17 protein-coding genes are annotated in these 16556 nt (G+C 62.6%); 8 read left to right on the forward strand and 9 right to left on the reverse strand.

The window, feature by feature from the left end:
* Positions 1-19 precede the first annotated feature (19 nt).
* From ILFOPFJJ_RS01030 to ILFOPFJJ_RS01040, 3 genes are all read left to right on the forward strand, one after another.
* Complete coding sequence (locus ILFOPFJJ_RS01030) at positions 20-844, forward strand: amino acid ABC transporter permease (RefSeq protein ID WP_173508735.1); 825 nt, start codon at positions 20-22, stop codon at positions 842-844.
* Between the two features lie 282 nt (positions 845-1126).
* Positions 1127-2536 carry a 3-isopropylmalate dehydratase large subunit gene (gene leuC, locus ILFOPFJJ_RS01035; protein WP_173508736.1) on the forward strand — a complete coding sequence of 470 codons (1410 nt, stop codon included), beginning with the start codon at positions 1127-1129 and terminating at the stop codon, positions 2534-2536.
* A gap of 107 nt (positions 2537-2643) precedes the next feature.
* Positions 2644-3189, forward strand: coding sequence for a SixA phosphatase family protein (locus tag ILFOPFJJ_RS01040; RefSeq protein ID WP_173508737.1), 546 nt, complete (start codon positions 2644-2646; stop codon positions 3187-3189).
* A gap of 57 nt (positions 3190-3246) precedes the next feature.
* Here ILFOPFJJ_RS01040 and ILFOPFJJ_RS01045 read toward each other — a convergent pair whose 3' ends face one another.
* Positions 3247-3795, reverse strand: a complete 549-nt coding sequence (locus tag ILFOPFJJ_RS01045) for a L,D-transpeptidase family protein (RefSeq protein WP_173508738.1) — start codon at positions 3793-3795, stop codon at positions 3247-3249.
* A gap of 145 nt (positions 3796-3940) precedes the next feature.
* Here ILFOPFJJ_RS01045 and ILFOPFJJ_RS01050 point away from each other — a divergent pair, with 145 nt between their 5' ends.
* Together ILFOPFJJ_RS01050 and ILFOPFJJ_RS01055 are read left to right on the forward strand one after the other, a co-directional pair.
* On the forward strand, positions 3941-4624 hold the full coding sequence (locus ILFOPFJJ_RS01050; RefSeq protein ID WP_173508739.1) for a response regulator transcription factor: 684 nt from the start codon (positions 3941-3943) through the stop codon (positions 4622-4624).
* A gap of 174 nt (positions 4625-4798) precedes the next feature.
* A complete protein-coding gene (locus ILFOPFJJ_RS01055; RefSeq protein ID WP_173508740.1) occupies positions 4799-5254 on the forward strand; it encodes a cyclic nucleotide-binding domain-containing protein in 456 nt (151 codons plus the stop codon).
* A 12-nt stretch (positions 5255-5266) separates the two neighbouring features.
* Here the strand turns inward: ILFOPFJJ_RS01055 and ILFOPFJJ_RS01060 are convergent, their stop codons facing one another.
* The 6 genes from ILFOPFJJ_RS01060 to tesB form a co-directional block, all read right to left on the reverse strand.
* On the reverse strand, positions 5267-6073 hold the full coding sequence (locus tag ILFOPFJJ_RS01060) for an exodeoxyribonuclease III (protein WP_173508741.1): 807 nt from the start codon (positions 6071-6073) through the stop codon (positions 5267-5269).
* Positions 6074-6219: 146 nt separating this feature from the next.
* Entirely contained in the window at positions 6220-6885 is a 666-nt protein-coding gene (locus ILFOPFJJ_RS01065; protein ID WP_173508742.1) for an outer membrane lipoprotein carrier protein LolA, read from the reverse strand.
* Between the two features lie 136 nt (positions 6886-7021).
* Complete coding sequence (locus ILFOPFJJ_RS01070; RefSeq protein ID WP_173508743.1) at positions 7022-9688, reverse strand: FtsK/SpoIIIE family DNA translocase; 2667 nt, start codon at positions 9686-9688, stop codon at positions 7022-7024.
* 363 nt (positions 9689-10051) lie between these two features.
* Positions 10052-11479, reverse strand: a complete 1428-nt coding sequence (locus ILFOPFJJ_RS01075; protein WP_173508744.1) for an ammonium transporter — start codon at positions 11477-11479, stop codon at positions 10052-10054.
* Positions 11480-11507: 28 nt separating this feature from the next.
* Positions 11508-11858, reverse strand: coding sequence for a P-II family nitrogen regulator (locus tag ILFOPFJJ_RS01080; RefSeq protein ID WP_167528132.1), 351 nt, complete (start codon positions 11856-11858; stop codon positions 11508-11510).
* A gap of 225 nt (positions 11859-12083) precedes the next feature.
* On the reverse strand, positions 12084-12968 hold the full coding sequence (tesB, locus tag ILFOPFJJ_RS01085) for an acyl-CoA thioesterase II (protein ID WP_173508745.1): 885 nt from the start codon (positions 12966-12968) through the stop codon (positions 12084-12086).
* 85 nt (positions 12969-13053) lie between these two features.
* Here tesB and ILFOPFJJ_RS01090 point away from each other — a divergent pair, with 85 nt between their 5' ends.
* On the forward strand, positions 13054-14268 hold the full coding sequence (locus ILFOPFJJ_RS01090) for a ubiquinone biosynthesis hydroxylase (RefSeq protein WP_246299436.1): 1215 nt from the start codon (positions 13054-13056) through the stop codon (positions 14266-14268).
* 30 nt (positions 14269-14298) lie between these two features.
* Here the strand turns inward: ILFOPFJJ_RS01090 and ILFOPFJJ_RS01095 are convergent, their stop codons facing one another.
* Both ILFOPFJJ_RS01095 and ILFOPFJJ_RS01100 read right to left on the reverse strand, forming a co-directional pair.
* Entirely contained in the window at positions 14299-14505 is a 207-nt protein-coding gene (locus tag ILFOPFJJ_RS01095; protein WP_173508747.1) for a DUF1737 domain-containing protein, read from the reverse strand.
* Positions 14502-15404 carry an HpcH/HpaI aldolase/citrate lyase family protein gene (locus tag ILFOPFJJ_RS01100; RefSeq protein WP_173508748.1) on the reverse strand — a complete coding sequence of 301 codons (903 nt, stop codon included), beginning with the start codon at positions 15402-15404 and terminating at the stop codon, positions 14502-14504. The genes ILFOPFJJ_RS01095 and ILFOPFJJ_RS01100 overlap by 4 nt, the downstream gene beginning before the upstream one ends.
* A 160-nt stretch (positions 15405-15564) precedes the next feature.
* Between ILFOPFJJ_RS01100 and ILFOPFJJ_RS01105 the strand changes: the two genes are divergently transcribed.
* A complete protein-coding gene (locus tag ILFOPFJJ_RS01105; protein ID WP_173508749.1) occupies positions 15565-15810 on the forward strand; it encodes a hypothetical protein in 246 nt (81 codons plus the stop codon).
* Positions 15811-15946: 136 nt separating this feature from the next.
* Positions 15947-16552 carry a 3-isopropylmalate dehydratase small subunit gene (leuD, locus tag ILFOPFJJ_RS01110; protein WP_173508750.1) on the forward strand — a complete coding sequence of 202 codons (606 nt, stop codon included), beginning with the start codon at positions 15947-15949 and terminating at the stop codon, positions 16550-16552.
* Positions 16553-16556: the final 4 nt, after the last annotated feature.

The following is a 16556-nucleotide window of genomic DNA, read 5'->3' on the forward strand; positions in this document are numbered from 1 at the left end:
CGAACTTATGGGAATTACTATGGCGCCCTTGCAGCCGTCCGACAGGTCCCAGAAGGGCGACTATCCCTGGTGGCTGGTCGCCCTTCTCGTCATCGCCGTGGCGCTCGCCACGGTTATTGCAACCAACGACATCTTTTCCCAGGTTTTCAACGTCGTCCTCAAAGGCATCGGCGTCACCGTTTTCGTGACGCTGATGGGTTTTGCGCTGGCGACGGTGCTTGGCCTCGGAGTGGCATTGATGGTGCTTTCGGAACATGTCGCGCTGCGCCAGACCGCGCGCTTCTATACCGAGGTGATCCGTGGCGTGCCGATCCTCGTTCTGCTCTTCTACATCGCCTTCGTCGGCGCGCCGGCGCTGGTGGTCGTCGCGAACTTCGCGGCTGCGCCCTTCATCTCGGCCGGCTGGATGGAGCCGGTCGTCGTTCGCGACATCTCGCTGATGTGGCGGGCGATCATCGCCTTGATGATCGGCTATTCGGCCTTCATCGCCGAGGTCTTTCGCGCCGGCATCCAGTCGGTCGACAAGGGACAGGTGGAGGCGGCGAAGGCGCTTGGGCTTTCGCGCTACCAGCGCTTTCGCCTCGTCGTCTTCCCGCAGGCGATCCGCATCATCCTGCCGCCGCTCGGTAACGACTTCGTGGCGATGGTCAAGGATTCCTCGCTGGTCTCGGTGCTCGGCGTCGCCGATATCACCCAGATGGGCAAGATCTATGCCTCGGGCTCTTTCCGCTTCTTCGAGACCTATTCCATCGTCGCCTATGTCTATCTCATCCTGACGATTGGCCTGTCGCTGGCGCTCCGGGCGCTCGAGCGGCGGCTGCGGCGGGCGGAGGCACCGCGATAGGTTGTCGTCTTCGTTGGAATGGGTGGTTTGCGGAGTCGCTCCGCATCTCGCCAATTGCCGAACAGTCAAAAAATTGATATGAGCACGGCCATGGAATCCAAATTCGGATGTCGCGAACAGAAAATCGTCGTGCTGCAGGACCACAAGCGTCTGCCGGCACGCTTTTTCGCGCGGGTTTCCGGCGCGCTCACCAGCCGCCTATCCTGATCGTTCGATCAGTTTTTCCGGCCGCGCTGCTGCCGGCCTTTCCCATATTCTGAAAATTCAAATGGACATACTGCCATGAGCGCACCGCGTACCCTCTATGACAAGATCTGGGACGATCACCTGGTCAACAGCCAGGAGGACGGCACCTGTCTTCTCTACATCGATCGTCACCTCGTCCACGAGGTGACGAGCCCGCAGGCCTTCGAGGGCCTGCGCATGGCCGGCCGCAAGGTCCGCGCGCCGGAAAAGACGCTCGCTGTCGTCGACCATAACGTCCCGACGTCGCCCGATCGGCACCTCGGCATCAAGAACGAGGAAAGCCGCATCCAGGTCGAGGCGCTCGCCAGGAACGCCGCTGATTTCGGCGTCGAATATTATTCCGAGAACGACAAGCGCCAGGGCATCGTCCATATCGTCGGTCCTGAACAGGGCTTCACCCTGCCGGGCATGACGATCGTCTGCGGCGACAGCCATACCTCGACACACGGCGCCTTCGGCGCGCTGGCGCACGGTATCGGCACCTCTGAGGTCGAGCATGTCCTGGCGACGCAGACGCTGATCCAGAAGAAGGCCAAGAATATGCTGGTGCGCGTCGACGGCCAACTGCCGCCGGGCGTCACCGCCAAGGACATCATCCTCGCGATCATCGGCGAAATCGGCACGGCCGGCGGCACCGGCCATGTCATCGAGTTCGCCGGGGAAGCCATCCGTTCGCTCTCGATGGAAGGCCGCATGACGATCTGCAACATGACGATCGAAGGCGGCGCACGCGCCGGCCTGATCGCGCCGGACGAAACGACCTTCGCCTATATCAAGGACCGGCCGCGCGCACCGAAGGGCAGGGCCTGGGACATGGCGCTCGAATACTGGAAGACGCTGCATACGGACGAGGGCGCCCACTATGACCGCGTCGTCGTGCTCGACGCTGCCAACCTGCCGCCGATCGTTTCCTGGGGTTCCTCGCCGGAAGACGTGGTCTCGGTGCAGGGCATCGTTCCGAACCCGGATGAAATCCAGGACGAGACGAAGCGCGCTTCGAAATGGCGTGCGCTCGACTATATGGGCCTGAAGCCGGGCACGAAGATCACCGACATCGCGATCGACCGGGTCTTCATCGGCTCGTGCACCAACGGCCGCATCGAGGACCTGCGCGCTGTCGCGAAGGTCGTCGAAGGGCGGAAGGTCGCCCCGACCGTTTCCGCGATGATCGTGCCGGGCTCCGGTCTCGTCAAGGAACAGGCGGAAGCCGAGGGGCTCGACAGGATCTTCAAGGAAGCGGGCTTCGACTGGCGCGAACCCGGCTGCTCCATGTGCCTTGCGATGAACGACGACCGGTTGAAGCCGGGCGAGCGTTGCGCCTCGACATCGAACCGCAACTTCGAAGGCCGCCAAGGCTTCAAGGGGCGCACGCATCTGGTCTCCCCGGCCATGGCCGCGGCCGCGGCGGTTGCTGGGCACTTCATCGATATTCGCGAGTGGAAGTAAGCCGGTTCGAGCTTTCCGGCGTCTATGGCCGCCCCTCGGGGCGGCCTTTTTTTTTGCGCGCGACGGTGCGAGAATGAAACGATTGGCCGACAGATGAGGAACGCCCCATGCCTGACGACGCCAGACCCCCGACACGCCGTCTCATGTTGCTCCGCCACGGCAAATCCGCCTGGCCGGGGGGAGTTGCCGACCATCGCCGCCCGCTTGCCGGCCGCGGTCGGAAGGCGGCGCCGGCAATCGGCGCATTCATGGCGCTGCAGGAGTTGATCCCGGATCTCGCGCTCGTTTCGACCGCCCGACGCGCCCAGGAGACCTGGGAGCTCGTCGCCGAGGCGTTTCCGCACAAGGTTGACGCCCGCGACGCTGTCGCCATCTATGACGTCGCCGCCAAGGCCATGATCGATGTGATCCGCAAGGTAGAACCGGCGGTCGAGAAGCTTATGCTCGTCGGGCACAATCCGGGCATGGCGGAGCTTGCACTCCTCCTCGCCGGCGGCGGAGACGAGGCGGCGTTGGCGCGCCTGCACGAGAAGTTTCCGACGGCCGGGCTCGCCGTCATCGACTTCACCGTCGAGCAATGGTCGGAGATAGCGCCCGGCACGGGCCGGCTCGTTCAGTTCGTGACACCGCGCATACTGGACGACGGAACGTGATGAGCCGTCTCTGCAGCGATCTTCACGCGTCCGATTGGGCGCGCGGCGCTGTGATTTCTACACCACCTTCACGACCGTTCCCCGGCGCATGTGCCGGATCAGCCGCTTCATCGCCGGCAGGCTGACGGCGACGCAGCCCTGCGTCGGCTCGTAGCCGGGGCGGATCAGATGGAAGAAGATCGCGGAGCCGGCGTTGCGCCGCCTGGAGAAAATGTTCCAGTCCATGACCAGGCAGACATCATAGAGGCCGTCGTCGCGCAACATCGTCTCGTGGCTGGCCGTAAGCGGGGCTCTGGCCGGGCGGTTATAGGAGGCGTGCCTCGGATCGTCGCACCAGAGCATGTCGCGGCGGATCGCGCGCATCGGCAGACAAGTCGGTGGCAGCGAGATGCGGTCGCGACGCATGTAGCCGCCGATCAGTTTCATCGATGCACGCGGCGTTGCGCCGTCGCCCTCGCGCTTCACCGCCGTCACGCCGCCACGGCCGATCGCCGCCTGCTCTGTTCTGCCGTCGAAACTGACAAGCGCGCGCCGGCGGTCGCGGGGTGCCGTTCTGACGATGATCGTGGATTTCGGCGATCTTACTCCCGACGTTTTCTTGCGCATTATTCTCACAAAATTTTGCCTTGTCCGTGACTTAGTGACAACCATAGGCATGGTTGCATTTATGACGACGCTCAACGGCGGCCGGCTTGCCAAGCGCGGCATTTGAGCTAGTTTTGATTCAGGAAGCAAACAGGAATTGTCCCCCATGGCGACACGCACCATTCTCCTTGTCGATGACGACAATGACCTGCGCGAAACATTGGTAGAACAGCTTTCTCTCTACGAAGAGTTCGACCTTCTGCAAGAGGCGACCGCCGGCAAGGGGATCCAGGCGGCTCGCGCGCATCAGGTCGACCTCCTGATCATGGATGTCGGCCTGCCCGACATGGATGGCCGCGAGGCGGTCAAGCTCCTGCGCAAGGGCGGCTTCAAGGCGCCGATCATCATGCTGACGGGCCATGACACCGATTCGGACACCATCCTCGGGCTTGAAGCAGGCGCCAACGATTACGTTACGAAGCCCTTTCGTTTTGCCGTTCTGCTCGCGCGCATTCGCGCTCAGCTTCGCCAGCACGAGCAGAGCGAGGACGCCACCTTCAGCGTCGGTCCCTACACGTTCAAGCCGAGCCAGAAACTGCTGACGATGGAGAACGGCCAGAAGATCCGCCTGACGGAGAAGGAAGCGGCGATCATCCGCTATCTCTACCGCGCCGACCAGAAAGTGGTCACGCGCGACGTCCTGCTCGAAGAGGTCTGGGGCTACAATTCCGGCGTGACCACGCACACACTGGAAACGCATGTCTACCGGCTCCGTCAGAAAATCGAACGCGACCCTTCCAATGCGGAGATTTTGGTGACAGAGAACGGCGGCTACAAGATCGTTCCTTAAGCGGGATTGCGGCAAGGCGTGAAGTGGTTTTCCTTTCCGCATCCCGCTTCTTTCTGCATGTTGTCTTAAATCGCAACCGATCAAAGGAAACATGCAGTCATTCAAAGTGCTACAGCGATCCTTGCGTCTGACGAGACGCGCGGCGCTGCAATGTGAGCCAGGAGATTTGCCGCTTTGGCACTCAATGACGACATCGCGCTTTTGTCCAATGTCGCGCTATTCGCCGATATCAGCGAGGACAAGCTGAGGCTGATTGCCTTCGGTGCCGAGCGCCGCCGCTTGTCGAAAGGCCAGGAACTCTTTCGCGAAGGGGCGCCGGCCGACTGTGCCTTTGCCGTCGCCACCGGCAGCTTCACGCTTTCCAAGGCGGACGGCGAGGGTCGACCGCAGCACGTGACCACGGTCGAGCGCGGCGCGCTACTGTCCGAACTGGCGCTGATTTCGATGGTCGAACGCAAATTCACCGCGACCGCCGACGAAGACAGCGAAGTGATCCGCATCAACCGCCCGCTTTTTCGCCGAATGCTGGAAGAGTACCCGGAGGTGACGGCGCTCGTCGAAGCCCGCATCCGCGAGAACCTGCAGGCAATGATCCGGCGCGCCGAGGCGCTCGCCGGCCGTTTTGCTTAGGGCAGCACCGGTTCAAAGATCGAAATGCGCGATCACCGGCACGTGGTCGGAAGGGCGATCCCAGCCGCGTGCCTCGCGCAGGATGTCGATGCGGCTCAGTTTCGGCGCGAGGTCGGCCGAGGACCAGATGTGATCGAGGCGGCGGCCGCGATCGGCCAACGCCCAATCCTTCGCACGATAACTCCACCAGGTGTAGAGCTTTTCCGGCGGCGGAACGTGCTGGCGCATCAGGTCCACCCAGGCGCCGCCGGTCATCACCGATATCAGGCCTTCGGTCTCGATCGGGGTATGGCTGACGATCTTCAAGAGCTGCCTGTGCGACCAGACGTCGTCCTCGAGCGGCGCGATGTTGAGATCGCCGACGAGAATGGACGAGACGCCGGCTTCGGCTTCGGCGTGCAGGAGCTTCATTTCATCGACGAAGTCGAGCTTGTGACCGAACTTCGGGTTGATCGTCCGGTCGGGCTCGTCGCCACCGGCCGGCACATAGAAGTTGTGCAGCCGTATCGTCTTGCCGGCGGCGGCGAAGACCACCGAAAGATGGCGTGCGTCGCCAACGCCGCAATAGTCGCGGCGGTCGGAGAGTTCATGCAGCGGCAGGCGCGAGACGGTCGCCACGCCGTGATAGCCTTTCTGGCCGTGCATCTCGATATATTTGTAGCCGAGACTTTTGAGCGGCGACGACGGAAACTGGTCGTTCGGGCATTTGGTTTCCTGCAGGCACAGGATGTCGGGCTGCCATGTCTTCAGAAAGTGCTCGACCAGCGGCATCCGCAGACGAATTGAGTTGATGTTCCACGTGGCGATGGAAAGGGCCATTCCTCATTCCTTTGGAATTTTGCCGACGGCGGGAGAGCAAGTGTCCGGCAACACGCGGCGTTTTAAGCAGTTCTAGGGCCAATCGACAAGTCAAGAAAAAGGCCGCCCGAGGGCGGCCATTTCTCACCGTTTTCCGTGTTGCCTGATCAGCCGCCGCGTCCTTTGTTGCGCACCTCGTCATAGGGAATGCGGAAAACCTTGTCGTCCAGTTGCATTCCGGTCCGCACGTTGAAGATCATCACCGAAGTGTCCTTCTTCTGGGGATCGGTGATCGTCCACTGCCGGAGATCGTAGGTCTTGGGATCGAACATCATCGTGATGGTCGAATCACCGAAGATAGAGCGGTCTCCGAGTACGATGGTGATGAGGTCGGACTCCTCCCGGACGGCACGCACCATCCTGCCGGTCAGGTCGATCCTTTCGCTCAGCAACAGATTGAGCGGCGTCTTCGAAAGCGGGTAGATGTCCCAGGTCTTCAGCTTCATGTTGCCGATGACGACCGACTTGCCGTCGGCGATCACCCGCATCGGGGAGGGTGCCTCGTAATTGAAGCGGATGCGTCCGGGACGGCGGATGTAGAATTTGCCGCCCGTCTGCTCGCCGCGCGGCCCGAACTGCACGAACTCGCCCGCCATCGTCTTCACTGACGAAAAATGGTCGGCGATCCTCTGGGCGACACCAGAGGCCTGTGCCGAGGCGTGCTTCGCATCGAGCGTCGTTCCGGCCATGCCCGCGAGAGCCGCCAGGCCGCAAACGAAGACGCGCCGCGAGATTGCCCGATTGCGGTCCTGGCCGGTTTTTGTCTCTGTCATCGCAGTCTCCTTCATTTCAAGATCATTTGAAGAGCAAGTGGGGCGCCTTCAAGGCGCTGCCCGATGCCGCAAGAGGCGTCGTTTTCAAATGACCGTTACCGGCCGCGCCTCATGGCGGCCGGCGATGAGGGCCGGATTACCGGCCGGTGATTTCCGCCTCGGTCGGCACCAGGATCTCGCGCTTGCCGGCGTGGTTTGCCGGTCCGATGATGCCTTCCTGCTCCATCCGCTCGATCAGCGAGGCGGCACGATTATAACCGATACCGAGGCGTCGCTGCACATAGGAGGTCGAGGCCTTGCCGTCGCGCAGCACGATCGCCACCGCCTGGTCGTAGGGATCGTCGGAATCGGCGAGGTTGGAGGTGCCGGCCGGTCCGCCGCCGTCCTCGTCGTCGCCATCGTCTTCGGTGATCGCATCGAGATATTGTGGCACGCCCTGGGTTTTCAAGTAGGCGACCACCTCTTCCACTTCCGTGTCGGAGACGAAGGGACCGTGCACGCGCTGGATGCGCCCGCCACCGGCCATGTAGAGCATGTCGCCCATGCCGAGCAATTGTTCGGCGCCCTGCTCGCCGAGGATCGTGCGGCTGTCGATCTTGGAGGTGACCTGGAAGGAGATGCGCGTCGGGAAGTTCGCCTTGATCGTACCCGTGATGACGTCGACCGAAGGGCGCTGGGTCGCCATGATGACGTGAATGCCTGCCGCGCGTGCCATCTGGGCGAGCCGCTGGACGGCGCCTTCGATGTCCTTGCCCGCGACCATCATCAGGTCGGCCATCTCGTCGATGATCACGACGATATAAGGCAGCGGCGTGAGATCGAATTCCTCCGTCTCGTAGATCGCTTCGCCCGTCTGGCGGTCGAACCCTGTCTGAACCGTGCGGGTGATCGCGTCGCCCTTGGCGAGCGCCTGTTCGACGCGGGTGTTGAAGCCGTCGATGTTGCGGACACCGATCTTGGACATTTTCTTGTAGCGCTCTTCCATCTCGCGCACGGTCCATTTCAGCGCGACGACGGCCTTCTTCGGATCGGTCACAACAGGCGAGAGCAGGTGCGGGATGCCGTCATAGACGGAGAGTTCCAGCATCTTCGGGTCAATCATGATCAGGCGGCACTGATCTGGCCTGAGCCGATAGAGCAGCGACAGGATCATGGTGTTGATCGCCACCGACTTGCCCGAACCGGTGGTGCCGGCGACGAGCAGGTGCGGCATCTTGGCGAGATCGGCGATGACGGGTTCGCCCCCGATCGTCTTGCCGAGCGCCATGGCGAGCTTGGTCTTGGTCGTCTCGAAGTCGCGCGAGCCGATCAACTCGCGCAGGTAGACGGTTTCGCGGCGTTGGTTCGGCAGCTCGATGCCGATGGCATTGCGGCCCGGAACGACGGCGACACGGGCGGCGATCGCGCTCATCGAGCGGGCGATGTCGTCGGCAAGGCCGATGACGCGGGAGGATTTGATGCCCGGTGCCGGCTCGAGTTCGTAAAGCGTGACCACGGGGCCGGGGCGAACGTGGATGATCTCGCCCTTGACGCCGAAATCCTCGAGCACGCCTTCGAGCATGCGGGCGTTCTGTTCGAGCGCGTCGGACGAAAGCGAGGGATCGCGGGCAATGTTCTTCGGTTCGGCGAGGAATTGCATCGGCGGCAGCACGAAGTCACCGTCGTCGTCGACAAACGAGCGCTGCGCCTCGCGTTCGATGCGCTGGCCCGATTTGGGGCGTGGCGCGGGCGACGCGACGCGGGATCCGGCCTTGGCGAGCGCTGCTGCCTTCGGCGGAGCGGCTTTCGGCGCCCAGTCGGCGGCCACGTCGTCGTAGTCGTCGTCCGGCAGGATGCCGGCGGGGCGCTGGTCGTCGAGATCGAAGGGCGAATCGTCATCGTCGTCGGCCATGATCGGCGGCGGCGTGACGATGCGGCGTTCCGAGCGGTCGAGCGAAGGCTCGATACGGTCGGTGGAGGCCAGCGGCTTCGGCCGCACCGGTTCGTTCAACGTGCCGAATTCGTCGTTGTTGAAATCATAGGGTTCGTCATATTGGCGTTTAGCGCTTCGCGTGCCGCTCATGCCGAAGGCGCGGCGCAGGCGGGCCTCAAGCGTAAAGCGCATATGGGCAAGCGAGCCCATGAGCAGCGTGAAGGGGCCACCCGCGTCCTCATCCTCGATTTCCTCGCCGACGGTGCGGGCCTTGCTCGGCGCGGCTTCCTCCGCCTGGGCTTCCTCTTGCTCCTCGCTGACACCGATGAGGCCGGCGCTATAGATCAGGCACCAGGCAGCCGGGGCGGCGAAAAGGCAGGCGAGAACGGTAGCAAACGTGCCGGTCGGGAAGGCGCCGGTGAAAAGGGCCGGGAAGCGCAGGATCATGTCGCCGAAAACACCGCCGAGGCCGTTCGGAAGCGGCCAGGTAATCGGCGCCGGAACACAGCTCAGCGCCGCGCCCGCAAGCGCGGAGCCGATGAACCAGAAGCCGAGACGTTTGAATACCTTGTCGAACGGTTTGCCGCCGATGAGGACGAGCGCCCAGGCGACGGCGGGCAGCAGCGCGACGACGCTCGCCAGTCCGAAGAACTGCATGAAGATGTCGGCGAAGGCGGCGCCGGCATAGCCGAGCACATTGGTCGGCTCGTCCGAGGTTGCGTAGGAGAAGCTCGGATCGGACACGTTCCATGTCGAGAGCGCCGCGACGGCGAGCGCCAGTGCGCCGAACAGGGCAAAGCCTGCCAGCGAGGCGACCTGTCGCCAAACGAAGGTGGCCAGCACGAACCGGTTGGAACGGCTGTCAAGCGTTGCGGGATTGCTTCTGCTCATGTTGCCTGTTGCCCGTGTCGATCCTTCGGAGCGCCGCGCGTTCATGGGTAGACCATGGGGACGTTCCAGTACTTTGATTCCGGAGCACCACGCCCAGCTTCGAAGGTTGCTGCGTGCGAGCGGGATGCTTCGGGCACATTGCGTGCCATGGAATCAACCTACGCGGAGTAGGGTTAATGCGACATTAACCATGAGCGTGTGCCGGTAAAATACCGATTGGCGCGGCCGCCAGACAAAGGGGGAGCATCGGACAAAAAAGGCCCGGATCTCGGGGATCCGGGCCAGGGGCGGTCCGCAATAACCAGACGGACCGCGACGGGACTGTCGGCGGCGCCGCCTGCATGCAGGCGGCGGCGCAATCGCTTAGCTCGTGTGGTAGGCGGCTTCGCCGTGCGAGGAGAGGTCGAGACCCTCACGCTCTGCCTCGACCGAGACGCGCAGACCGACGAGCGCGTCGACTATCTTGAAGAGGATAGCCGAGCCGATGCCGGACCAGACGACGGTGACGAGGACGCCCTTGAGCTGCGCCCAGACCTGCGTTGCCGTGCCGGCATAACCAGCGGCGAAGTCGGCGGTCGAATAGTCGACGATGCCTGCGCCGCCCAGCGCCGGGTTGACGAGGATACCGGTTCCGATCGCGCCGAGGATGCCGCCGACGCCATGGATGCCGAACACGTCGAGGCTGTCGTCATAGTTGAACTTGTTCTTCACCACGTCGACGAAGAAGTAGCAGACCGGCGAGACGGCGAGGCCGAGCACGATCGCGCCCATCGGGCCGGCGAAACCGGCAGCCGGCGTGACGGCGACGAGACCGGCAACGGCACCCGATGCAGCGCCGAGCATCGAAGCCTTGCCGCGGACGAGCGTTTCAACCACGGCCCAGGAGATGATTGCGGCGGCCGTTGCGAGGAAGGTGTTGATCATGGCGAGCGCCGCATAGGCGTTGGCTTCGAGGTTGGAGCCGGCATTGAAGCCGAACCAGCCGACCCACAGCAGCGAGGCGCCGACCATCGTGAGCGTCATGGAATGCGGTGCCATGATCTCTTTCTTGTAGCCCGTGCGCTTGCCGAGCAGGATCGCACCGACGAGACCTGCGATACCGGCATTGATGTGGACGACGGTGCCTCCGGCAAAGTCGATGGCGCCGAAGGAGAAGATCAGGCCGGTCGGGGCCGTGTAGGCGCTCGGGCCGCCCCAGAACCACACCATGTGGGCGATCGGGAAGTAGACGAAGGTGACCCAGAGGACGACGAACAGCACGACGGCCGAGAAACGGATGCGCTCGGCGAAAGCGCCGACGATCAGCGCCGGCGTGATACAGGCGAAGGTCATCTGGAATACTACGAAGACGTATTCGGGAATGAAGACGCCTTTCGAGAAGCTTTCCGCGAGCGTCGTCGTGTCGACGCCGGCAAGGAACATCTTGGAGAAGCCGCCGATGAAGGAATTCAGCGAGCCGCCGTCGGTGAAAGCCAGCGAATAGCCGTAGGTCACCCAGATAATCATGACGATGGCGGTGATCATCAGAACCTGCATCAGCACCGAGAGCATGTTCTTGGCGCGCACGAGACCGCCGTAGAAGAGCGCCAGCCCCGGAACGGTCATGAGCAGAACGAGGATGGTCGACAGCAGCATCCAGGTGGTGTCGCCCTTGTCCGGAACAGGGGTTGCCGCAACGGCCTCGGCGGCGGCAGGGGCCGCCTCCTGGGCGAAGGCGACGACCGGCGCAAGCAGGGCGGCAGCTGTTGCGCCCAAGCGTCCGAGAGAGGTGGAAAGTTTGAACGATGACATTTGAGAAATGCTCCCTGAACGGCGTGGTTTACAACGCTTCTGAATCGGTTTCGCCGGTGCGGATGCGAACGGCATGGTCGATCGCATAGACAAAGATCTTGCCGTCGCCGATCTGCCCGGTCTTGGCGGCAGAGGCGATTGCGTCGACGGCCTTGTCGACGATCTCCGACGGCACGGCGATCTCGACCTTGAGCTTCGGCAGGAAGCTCACGGCGTATTCGGTGCCGCGGTAAATTTCGGTGTGCCCCTTCTGGCGGCCGTAGCCCTTCACTTCGGTTACGGTCAGCCCCTGGATGCCAACTTGAGTGAGGGCTTCACGAACCTCATCGAGCTTGAACGGCTTGATAATGGCCATCACAATTTTCATCTGGTTTCCCATCCTATTCCGCCTCCGCCGGAGGCCGTTCTCCTTGCTGCTTAAGCGCGCGAAGCGCCGGGCAACCGAAGAGACACATTCAAGGGGCGTGCCAGATTCGATGGATGGGCTTAAATCTTTGAAAAAAGGCGCAGAAATCGCATTCCGTGGAGATTACTCCACGGAATGCTAAAAAATCACCAGATCTTCAGCGTAAAAAATAGGCAGAAATTGAAAAATGCTCAATTATTATTCAGTTGCCTTTTTGCGGATCAATCCTTCCTGCGCCACGGAGGCAATCAGCACCCCTGAGCGGTCGAACAGGCTGCCGCGGGTCATGCCGCGGGCGCCATGTGCACTCGGGCTGTCCTGGGTATAAAGCAGCCAGTCATCCATCTTCGAGGGGCGGTGGAACCACATGGCATGGTCGAGACTCGCGACCTGCAGGTTGCGGTCGAAGACCGAGGTGCCGTGGGCATAAAGAGAGGTGTCGAGCAGGGTCATGTCCGAGAGATAGGCAAGCACGGCCGCCTGCAGATGACGCTCGTCCGGCACGGTGCCGACAGCCTTCACCCAGACATCCTGTGTCGGCTGCAGCTTGTCGCGCGAGAAATAATGCTCAAGCGAGACCGGGCGGATCTCGATCGGTCGCGGCCGCTCCCAGTACCGGCGGATCGCCTCGGGTGCATGGACGAGAAATTTCTCCCTGAACTCCCGCTCGCCCGGCAACGTTTCCGGCATGGCCACTTTCGGCATCTCGAACTGATGATCGAAACCGTCTTCGTCATATTGGAACGAGGCCGACATGGAGAAGATCGCCTTGCCATGCTGGATCGCCACGACCCACCGCGTGGCAAAGCTGGAACCGTCGCGGATGCGATCGACTTCGTAGATGATCGGGACCGATGGATCGCCCGGTCGCATGAAATAGGCGTGCAGCGAGTGCACATAGCGGCCCTCGTCGACGGTCCGCTGCGCCGCCACCAGCGCCTGGCCGATCACCTGTCCACCGAAGACCCGCTGCCAGCCTACCTGGGGGCTTCGGCCGCGGAACAGGTTTTCCTCAAGCTTTTCGAGGTCGAGTATCGCAAGAAGCGCATCCATGGGCGTGGCAGTTTCGGCTGGGCGCGACATTTCGGCTGTCTCCGATGGTAGGAACGGCGATGGCATTGATCTATATAGCCATAGGACAAATGCTCAAGTGCGACGGGAGAAGCGGATGATCGACGTGTTGATTGCCGGAGGCGGCTATGTCGGCCTGTCGCTTGCCGTGTCGCTGAAGAAAGCAGCACCCCATCTCGCCGTCACGGTCGTCGACGGCGCGCCGGAAGGCGCCTGGAAGAAGGACGAGCGGGCGTCCGCCGTCGCCTCGGCGGCCGAGCGGATGCTGGACGTTCTCGGCGTCTGGGATGCGATCGTGCCCGAAGCCGAACCGATCCTCAGGATGGTGATCACCGATTCCAAAGCGGCCGATCCGGTGCGCCCGGTTTTCCTCACCTTCGAGGGCGACGGTGGCGACGGACGTCCCTTCGCCCATATGGTGCCGAACACTGCGATGGTCGGCGCGCTGCGCACCGCCTGCAGCGATCTTGGCGTTTCCATCCGACAATCGACGATGGTCGAGAGCTTCAAGAGCGGCGAGCACGCGGTCGTGGTCACGCTCGGCGGTGGTGAAACAATCGAGACGCGGCTTCTGGTCGCCTGCGACGGCGTTCGCTCCAAGCTGCGCGAGGCTGCCGGCATCAAGGTGGTCGAGTTCGATTACGGCCAGTCGGGGATCGTGACCACCGTCGAGCACGAGCGTCCGCACGAGGGCACGGCCGAGGAGCATTTCCTGCCCGCCGGTCCCTTCGCCACGCTGCCGCTCAAGAACAACCGTTCGTCGCTTGTCTGGACCGAGAGCACCTTCGACGCCGAACGCCTCGTCAAGGCCGACGATTTCCTCTTCGAGGAGGAACTCGAGCGCCGTTTCGGTCACAAGCTCGGCCACCTCAAGGTCGTCGGCGGCCGCAGGGCGTTTCCGCTTGGGCTGACGCTCGCCCGCGATTTCGTGGCCCCACGCTTCGCGCTTGCGGGCGACGCTGCCCACGGTATCCATCCGATTTCCGGGCAGGGACTCAATCTCGGCTTCAAGGATGTGGCGGCGCTCGCGGAAACGATTGTCGAGGCGGACCGTCTGGGCCTCGATATCGGGTCGCTCGCGGTTCTCGAGCGCTACCAGAGCTGGCGACGTTTCGATACCTTCCGCATGGGGGTGACGACGGATGTCCTGAACCGGCTGTTCTCGAACGACATCACGCCGATCAGGATCGCGCGCGATGTCGGCCTCGGCATCGTCGATCGTCTCCCGTCGCTCAAGAATTTCTTCATTCGCCAAGCGGCCGGGGTCGCGAGTGAAGGGGACCCGCGCCTGCTTTCGGGTCAGCCGATCTGAGGGCTGACGCCATTCACGCGACGATTGCTCTTACTGCTCCGACAGCTTCATGTCCGGGTGATAGTCCTTGCCTGCCACTTCCTTGACCACCGCTTGGCCGCACTGCATGTGCTGGGTGTCGGCATTGAAGGCATAGGTCGGGGGACCGTGCAGGGCCCATCCCTGATTCAATGCCGCCGTCACCTTGTGGCAGAAGGAGGCGTCGTCGGGGCCTGTGAGAAAGCGGTAGAGTTTCAAGGTTTCGCCTTTCGTTTCTCGATCATGTCCGCCTTGGCGGCGAGTTTCAGAGCCTGGTCGAGATGCAGCCGTTCGACCATGCGGCCGTGGAGATTGATCACGCCCTTGTCGGCGTTTTCCGGAAGATCGAATGCCGCGATGATCGCGCGCGCCTCGTCGACCGCCGCCTGATCGACACCGAAGTGCTCGTTCGCCGGACCGATCTGCGCCGGGTGGATGAGCATCTTGCCGTCGTAGCCCATGTCACGCCCCTGGCGGCATTCGGCCTCGAAACCGTCGGCGTCGCGGAAATCGTTGAAGACCGCGTCGATGGCGTCAAGCCCGCTGCTGCGCGCCGTGAGCAGGACCTGCATAAGCCAGGGCACGAGATAGGTGCGGCCGGCATGCGCGGGAACGCGCGTCTCCTTTCTCAGATCGTTCAGCCCGACGACGAAGCAATCGAGCCGGCCGCCGAAGGTACGGCCGGTCTCGGCGATCGCCGCGACATTGAGCAGGCCGCGCGGCGTTTCGATCATCGCCCAGAGCCGCAGACTTTCAGGCGCATCGTTCTCCGCCAGCCAGTCAACGGCCACCTGGATATCGGCGGGGCTTTCGACCTTCGGTAAAAGGATCGCGTCGGGGCTGGCGGCAAGCGCGGCGGTGAGGTCCATCTGGCCGAAGCCGGATCCCAGTGCATTGACGCGAATGACCACTTCGCAGTCCGGTCTATTCTTCGAAAGATGCCGGACAAGCGCTTCGCGGGCTTCGCCCTTGTGTTCGGGAGCGACAGCATCCTCCAGGTCGAAGATCACGGCATCGGCGGCAAGCTGCCGGACCTTTGCCAGCGCACGGGAATTGTCGGCCGGAACGCAAAGCACGGAGCGGCGCAGGCGGGCCGGATGATGGTCGAGAGTTGTCATGATCCCGTTGTGCCCGCCTTTCGATTTTTGCGCAAGACGAGCGACTACAGCGCCGTGCGTCCAATCGGACGCGCTAAAATTGCTGTAGCATTTGATATAGGGCTTCCCTCTTGCAAGAGGAGCATCCAGCCCCCACATCGCTGGTAGAAAGGTGACCATCATGCAAAGCATCCGCTCTGTTCTCCTGACGGCCGCCGCCATTGCGATCACGCTGGCAGCCCTCGTCTTCACCGCCTCGCTTGCCGTGGCTCTTGCCGGCATCGCCGCCGTTGTCGCGATCGGCAGCGCCATCGCCGCCAGGCTCAATGGCAAGCCTCAGCATGCGCGCGCCCGAGCGAACCCGACCGGCGAAAGACGCGAAATGCGGATCTGGAACGACGGACGCGGCACGATCATCGATCTGTGACGTGCAGCAATTCAAAGCGCTACATCGATCTTTGCGCGTCCGATTGGACGCGCGGCGCTGCAGATTTCCCTTCATTTCGGCGCAAAACTGATCTAAACGCTCTTCAACATTTCCGCTGAAACCGAAGGCCAAAGTCATGGAAAAGTTCGTCAAGCTCACCGGCGTCGCTGCGCCCCTGCCCGTTGTCAACATCGACACGGACATGATCATTCCGAAGGATTACCTGAAGACGATCAAGCGCACCGGTCTCGGCAAGGGACTTTTCGCCGAAGCCCGTTACAATGAGGACGGCACGCCGAACCCGGATTTCGTGCTCAACAAGCCGGCCTATCAGAATGCCAAGATCCTGGTTGCCGGCGACAATTTCGGCTGTGGCTCCTCGCGCGAACATGCGCCTTGGGCGCTCCTCGATTTCGGCATCCGCTGCGTGATTTCGACGTCGTTCGCCGACATCTTCTATAACAACTGTTTCAAGAACGGCATTCTGCCGATCGTCGTCAGCCAGGCCGACCTCGACAAGCTGATGGATGACGCCAACCGCGGTTCGAATGCCGTGCTGTCGATCGATCTGGAAGCGCAGGAAATCACAGGTCCGGACGGCGGCTCAGTCAAGTTCGAGGTCGATGCCTTCAAGCGCCACTGCCTGTTGAACGGTCTCGACGACATCGGCCTGACGCTGGAGAAGGCGAGCGCCATCGACAGCTTCGAGCAGAAAAACACCGTAGCGCGCCCCTGGGCCTGAGCGC

The sequence above is a fragment of the Sinorhizobium psoraleae genome, from assembly GCF_013283645.1.
Lineage (GTDB): Bacteria > Pseudomonadota > Alphaproteobacteria > Rhizobiales > Rhizobiaceae > Sinorhizobium > Sinorhizobium psoraleae.

Excerpts from the sequence above, each read along its gene's own strand:
- ILFOPFJJ_RS01030 (WP_173508735.1), top strand. The coding sequence starts at position 20 with ATGGCGCCCTTGCAGCCGTCCGACAGGTCCCAGAAGGGCGACTATCCC.
- leuC (WP_173508736.1), top strand. The coding sequence starts at position 1,127 with ATGAGCGCACCGCGTACCCTCTATGACAAGATCTGGGACGATCACCTG.
- ILFOPFJJ_RS01040 (WP_173508737.1), top strand. The coding sequence starts at position 2,644 with ATGCCTGACGACGCCAGACCCCCGACACGCCGTCTCATGTTGCTCCGC.
- ILFOPFJJ_RS01045 (WP_173508738.1), bottom strand. The coding sequence starts at position 3,795 with ATGCGCAAGAAAACGTCGGGAGTAAGATCGCCGAAATCCACGATCATC.
- ILFOPFJJ_RS01050 (WP_173508739.1), top strand. The coding sequence starts at position 3,941 with ATGGCGACACGCACCATTCTCCTTGTCGATGACGACAATGACCTGCGC.
- ILFOPFJJ_RS01060 (WP_173508741.1), bottom strand. The coding sequence starts at position 6,073 with ATGGCCCTTTCCATCGCCACGTGGAACATCAACTCAATTCGTCTGCGG.
- ILFOPFJJ_RS01065 (WP_173508742.1), bottom strand. The coding sequence starts at position 6,885 with ATGACAGAGACAAAAACCGGCCAGGACCGCAATCGGGCAATCTCGCGG.
- ILFOPFJJ_RS01070 (WP_173508743.1), bottom strand. The coding sequence starts at position 9,688 with ATGAGCAGAAGCAATCCCGCAACGCTTGACAGCCGTTCCAACCGGTTC.
- ILFOPFJJ_RS01075 (WP_173508744.1), bottom strand. The coding sequence starts at position 11,479 with ATGTCATCGTTCAAACTTTCCACCTCTCTCGGACGCTTGGGCGCAACA.
- ILFOPFJJ_RS01080 (WP_167528132.1), bottom strand. The coding sequence starts at position 11,858 with ATGGGAAACCAGATGAAAATTGTGATGGCCATTATCAAGCCGTTCAAG.
- tesB (WP_173508745.1), bottom strand. The coding sequence starts at position 12,968 with ATGTCGCGCCCAGCCGAAACTGCCACGCCCATGGATGCGCTTCTTGCG.
- ILFOPFJJ_RS01090 (WP_246299436.1), top strand. The coding sequence starts at position 13,054 with ATGATCGACGTGTTGATTGCCGGAGGCGGCTATGTCGGCCTGTCGCTT.
- ILFOPFJJ_RS01100 (WP_173508748.1), bottom strand. The coding sequence starts at position 15,404 with ATGACAACTCTCGACCATCATCCGGCCCGCCTGCGCCGCTCCGTGCTT.
- ILFOPFJJ_RS01105 (WP_173508749.1), top strand. The coding sequence starts at position 15,565 with ATGCAAAGCATCCGCTCTGTTCTCCTGACGGCCGCCGCCATTGCGATC.
- leuD (WP_173508750.1), top strand. The coding sequence starts at position 15,947 with ATGGAAAAGTTCGTCAAGCTCACCGGCGTCGCTGCGCCCCTGCCCGTT.